Origin of the sequence: Stieleria sp., from assembly GCF_041595215.1 — a bacterium.
GTDB lineage: Bacteria > Planctomycetota > Planctomycetia > Pirellulales > Pirellulaceae > Stieleria > Stieleria magnilauensis.
This window is the reverse complement of the sequence record NZ_JBFHKV010000751.1, coordinates 1-4,427: the sequence shown is the minus strand read 5'-3', so window position 1 is coordinate 4,427 and position 4,427 is coordinate 1. Positions and strand designations below refer to the sequence as shown.

The 4,427-nt window shown below is 59.5% G+C and carries 4 protein-coding genes and 2 pseudogenes; 4 read left to right on the top strand and 2 right to left on the bottom strand.

Annotated elements, in window-relative coordinates; all coding sequences use genetic code 11:
• A partial coding sequence (locus ABX749_RS23640; RefSeq protein ID WP_372898164.1) for a 5'/3'-nucleotidase SurE occupies positions 1-462 on the top strand: 462 nt, incomplete at its 5' end.
• A 46-nt stretch (positions 463-508) separates the two neighbouring features.
• Here ABX749_RS23640 and ABX749_RS23635 read toward each other — a convergent pair.
• Positions 509-742 (bottom strand): carbon storage regulator, encoded by a 234-nt coding sequence (locus tag ABX749_RS23635; protein WP_145219323.1) that lies wholly within the window; start codon positions 740-742, stop codon positions 509-511.
• Positions 743-1,141: 399 nt separating this feature from the next.
• Here ABX749_RS23635 and ABX749_RS23630 point away from each other — a divergent pair, with 399 nt between their 5' ends.
• Positions 1,142-1,879: a UvrB/UvrC motif-containing protein gene (locus ABX749_RS23630; RefSeq protein WP_095741262.1), complete on the top strand. Its 738-nt coding sequence runs from the start codon at positions 1,142-1,144 to the stop codon at positions 1,877-1,879.
• A 99-nt stretch (positions 1,880-1,978) separates the two neighbouring features.
• Here the strand turns inward: ABX749_RS23630 and ABX749_RS23625 are convergent, their stop codons facing one another.
• Positions 1,979-2,563, bottom strand: coding sequence for an RNA polymerase sigma factor (locus ABX749_RS23625; protein WP_145219325.1), 585 nt, complete (start codon positions 2,561-2,563; stop codon positions 1,979-1,981).
• Positions 2,564-3,648: 1,085 nt separating this feature from the next.
• Here ABX749_RS23625 and ABX749_RS23620 point away from each other — a divergent pair.
• Both ABX749_RS23620 and ABX749_RS23615 read left to right on the top strand, forming a co-directional pair.
• A pseudogene (locus ABX749_RS23620) lies at positions 3,649-3,885 on the top strand (double zinc ribbon domain-containing protein); the annotation flags it as partial.
• A 165-nt stretch (positions 3,886-4,050) separates the two neighbouring features.
• Positions 4,051-4,427: pseudogene (locus ABX749_RS23615) on the top strand (hypothetical protein); the annotation flags it as partial.

Sequence of the window (4,427 nt, the reverse complement as noted above, 5' to 3'; positions counted from 1 at the left end):
TCGGGAATCAATGCCGGAGCGAATCTGGGTGTGAACTTGATGATCAGCGGTACCTTCGCCGCAGCCCGTGAAGCGAGTCTGTTGGGGATTCCGGCACTGGCGGCGTCGCACTATCGGCGGCCCGATGTGCCTCGGACCTGGGACCACACGCCGACTTGGCTCGAGCCGACGATCGGTGACTTTTTTCGTGCGGCGATCGACGCCCCGGCCGGTGGCAATCCGCCACCGCTATGGAACGTGAATCTGCCCGCCGTGGCTCCAGACGCCCACCTTCGACCTGACATCATCGAATGCGAAGTCGATCGTTGCCCCATCGATCGAACGGGAACGATCGAACCGGGGGGACGTGTTCGATTCGAGTTGGATTTTCATGCCAGGCCGCGAGAACAAGGACGTGACGTCCAGCATTGTTTCGACGGCCGAATCACGGTCAGTAAACTTGGCGTCCACCTGGGCCAATGACCCATGCGGGGACGGACACCGCAAGCCCCGATCGGAACGGGCACCCTCACGCCTCTGCTTTGCTAGCGACCGCGATCGCTGCTTCGCCCATCGACGCCGTGTTTGGGGTGGATCCCGAGGGGGCGACTTGATTTTTTTGCAACTCGCCTCGCACGATTCGGACATTCCGGGGCGCTTCGATGCCGATGGCGACTCGGTTTCCCGAGATCCGATTGACGGTCAGAACAATGTCATCGCCGACCATCAACTTTTCACCGACTTTGCGACTGAGAACCAACATGAGCTTACTTCCTTGATCTATGGAGTCTGAAACGATTCGTTTGCGGAAACAGAGTACAAACCGTGTGCCAATCACTAGCCTAAATCGCGTCAACCAATCCCAAACGCCGGCGAACTTTAGAAAATCCGCTGAAAAAAGTCGAACTTTTCTGTACCACCACGGGACGAGATTGACATTGCTGGCAATTTTCGACCGTGCTTGGGTAACTCATCCTGGAATGCTTGTCGCGAATTGAGACGTCTGCCCTGGTCGGCTTGTTTCCCTGACGCTGATAGAGTTATCTGCGCTGGACCTGACACGGCTGGTCATTCGACCGCGACAAGTCCGATGCTATACTCCAATTGCAGGGCGGGCCTGGCTGATCCATCCAAGCACAGCTTGCCGATTCAGAAGAGACCGATGAAACGAACGATGCATCTAGACGATCTACTCAAGGAATGGGAATTCAACCCGCACACGTTGAATGTCCGCATGGTGAAAGGAAATGACGGACGCGATGTGATCCAGATGCGAGTGGACATGGGTGTCCTGCAGCTCGAGACGACCGGCCGCCCTGACGGCACCGTGGTCGAGGGGCATCCGACCTATCTGGAATACCTGCAGGAAGCGGTCTTGGAAGACCCCGAGATGGAGCTGGACGAAGATCAGTGCATGGAGGTCGATCGGGAGTTCATGCAGTTCTACCATCGCCGTATCTGCTGGTTGCGGTTGCAGTACTACAACCGCGCCGTGATGGATGCCGATCACACCTTGCGGCTGATGGATGTCAGCGAGCGGGTCAGCCCCGACGAGGAATGGTCGCGATCGCACGAGCAGTATCGACCGTTCGTGCTGTTCCATCGCACGCAAGCGGCCGCCCTGGGCGCCTTGGAAGAGGAGGAGTCGGGCGAGGACGCGGTGATGGCGATCAACGCCGGCCTGGAAACGATCCGACAGTTCTTTGAAAAACACGAAGCCGACGAGCACTTCGAAGAAGACGAACTGGTCGTCCGTCTGGTCGAATTGCGTGAAACCCTACGCAGCGAATATGAAGTCGGCCAAACACTGCGCGAGAAACTGACCGCCGCGGTGGAACAAGAACAATATGAGCTGGCCGCGAAACTGCGCGACGAACTCAATCAACGCGAACTGGACTAAAAAAAACGCGTGCGAACGAGGTCGGGAACCTCATCCGCACGCGTCATCAACGAGTCGGCCGAGTCTGGGCCAACTTAATCTGGCCCAGCCGAGGGCGGCTCAAACGGCCGCCCCCAGCAAGTCCATCTCCTTGGCCAGTCGCTTTCGCGCGACGTGCAATCGTCGCTTGATCGTACCGATCGGGGCTTGGAACGCGTCGCTCATCTCGATCAACGTTTGACCGTTCAAGTAGAACGCGGTCAACGTTTCTTGATCCAATGCGCCGAGACGGTCGATGCTGTTTCGAACCGCTTCGGCTTGCTCACGATGCTCGGCCACCTCGTCGGGAGCGTCCTCGGACACGCAGGTCGCTTCCAAGGTTTCCGGATCGCATGCGATGGCCGATCGATTGCGGGTCACGCGATTGATGGCCATTCGGTGCACGATCTGACGCAACCAACCGCCGAATGCTTCGGGCACTCGCAGTTGGTCGATCTTTTGCATCGCCTGGATGAAGACGTCTTGCGCCAGCTCGTCGGCTTCGTCCGCGTTACGAACCCGGCTCATCGCACCGGCGACGATTGCGGATCGGTATCGGTCAAACAATTCGCCAAAGGCATCGCGATCGCCGCCTTGGGCGCGAACGACCAGTTCAGCGACAGTCAATTCTCGGAGATCAAACAGGGTTTCAGTGTTGATGTTCATCGCTCGGTTCCTTCCGAAAGCTGACCGGTGTGGCGGTTTGATTCCGCACGGGGAAAATCAGCGTCTTCGGGTGTCAGCTTGATCGCCGCGTCGTTTCTTTGCGCTGTGCTGGAGCGCTCCGTGACGCGGCAGGGTGATCAAGCCAGGTTGATCGTCGGGGTAAGGCGAGGCCGAGCTTGTGAGGGGGTCTGTGGCAACAGGCCGCGTTCACGCGATCGACTTGGATGTATCAGTCGCGACTGCCAAACGTCTCGATGTCCGAAATCGGAGCGATGCACTTGATTCTCGAAACGGGCCGAACGGCTTTTCGATCGAGAACGGGCGATGACTTGAAAGCGCTGGGCTTCAGGTCAAAACCGTTAAACACATCTCCGAAGGTGCCTGGGGGGAAACCTGCGTCGCGTTGACGCCTGTTTCGGCTAGGACCATCGGCCTGGCATTCGCAGTGGGATTGGGAGACCTGCCTCGACAGGCTTCCAAATCTCAGCCTCTCTGTCGCAGAGCGGCCGAGCCACGTTCGGCTAGTCCCAGTAGCCGGACGGTGAGTGGTAAACGTTTCCGTTTACCCCCGGCCGTCTGGACGACGCTGGCTAGCCAAGCGTGGGATGTCGGAGGACTCGGATGGCCGCAACGGGGCTGATCTTGCATCAGCAATCGTTGTGGCCCCGAATACATCCCGATCCCGGGCGATACACACGCCATACAGAGCTGGAGGTCTGGTGCGTGTGCAAATACATCGGCGCTCGAAATCTCACGGACACCTGCGATATTCAGGCTACGTGTGACAGCTGCGATGATTTGATTAATACGCATTTCAAACCTCCCGGCACCGTTCGTGGTGCGGCGTGGAGCAAAGAATAAAAATTCAAATGGCGGACCGACCAAACCGTTCGCCCGACGGGAACGAACTGCTGCGGATGCATTAACATGCCGCTGGCCGAGGGTCTGCCGACCTGCGTTAACGGTAACGCACGTCGACCCCAAAAGCCAGTGAAAACTCACCGACCTGTGGTAGTTGATCGTACAGAGCGAGCCCTCAAAGAAAGGTTCGCGCGAAAATAAATCAATTTTTGTTTTGCCTGATCATGGGTGCAGACAGTTCCCCTCCAAACGCCGCCCCGGCCGCCCGACGGCCGCGGCTCCTCGAGCGGGGCGCCCGTTTCGGGGGCCAACTGGGCCGGCAAGCGTTGGAACTGGTCCTGCCGTCGACCTGTCGGCTGTGCGACGCCTGCATCGCGCCGGAGCGAGATTTTTGTGCCGATTGCCGCCCACAACTCGAATCGAGCGAATCACTGATGCGATCGGCCTGCCTGCGCTGCGGGCACCCCGGCGCTGGTACTGCTGGAGCTGGCACTGCGGGGGCAAACCATCGGGGGGCTGCTCCTTTCGCCCTGGCCGCGGCGGATCCGCCAGATCAACAACCGCCCCCGCTCGACCGGTGCCCGCGATGCAAACGGGAAACCTACGCCTTTGACGGCTGTATCGCCTTGTGGAGCTACGACGGGTTGGTACGCAGCGCGGTCGTGGCGGCGAAGTACGGCAGCCAGATTTCGCTCGCCGACGCATTGGCACGACGCTTGGCCCGCCGCATTCGAGAGGTCATTGAACCGCCATCAGACGACGGCAACAACGCTGAATCCGACGTTCCGGACTTGATCACGTCTGTCCCGTCGCATCTGTGGCGTCGCATTCAGCGGGGGGCCGGCGGCAGCCGTGTGCTGGCCCGATCGGTCACCCGCGCCCTCGGCCGGGGCTGGCCGGACGTGGCCTACGCGGACTTGCTGGCGACCACACGCAAGATCAACAAGCAGGCTTGGTTGGGGGAAAAGGAGCGGATTGCGAACGTGAGCGGCGCGTTTTGCGC

Coding starts and splice junctions, on each gene's coding strand:
- ABX749_RS23625 (WP_145219325.1), bottom strand. CDS start 2,563: ATGAACATCAACACTGAAACCCTGTTTGATCTCCGAGAATTGACTGTC.
- ABX749_RS23635 (WP_145219323.1), bottom strand. CDS start 742: ATGTTGGTTCTCAGTCGCAAAGTCGGTGAAAAGTTGATGGTCGGCGAT.
- ABX749_RS23630 (WP_095741262.1), top strand. CDS start 1,142: ATGAAACGAACGATGCATCTAGACGATCTACTCAAGGAATGGGAATTC.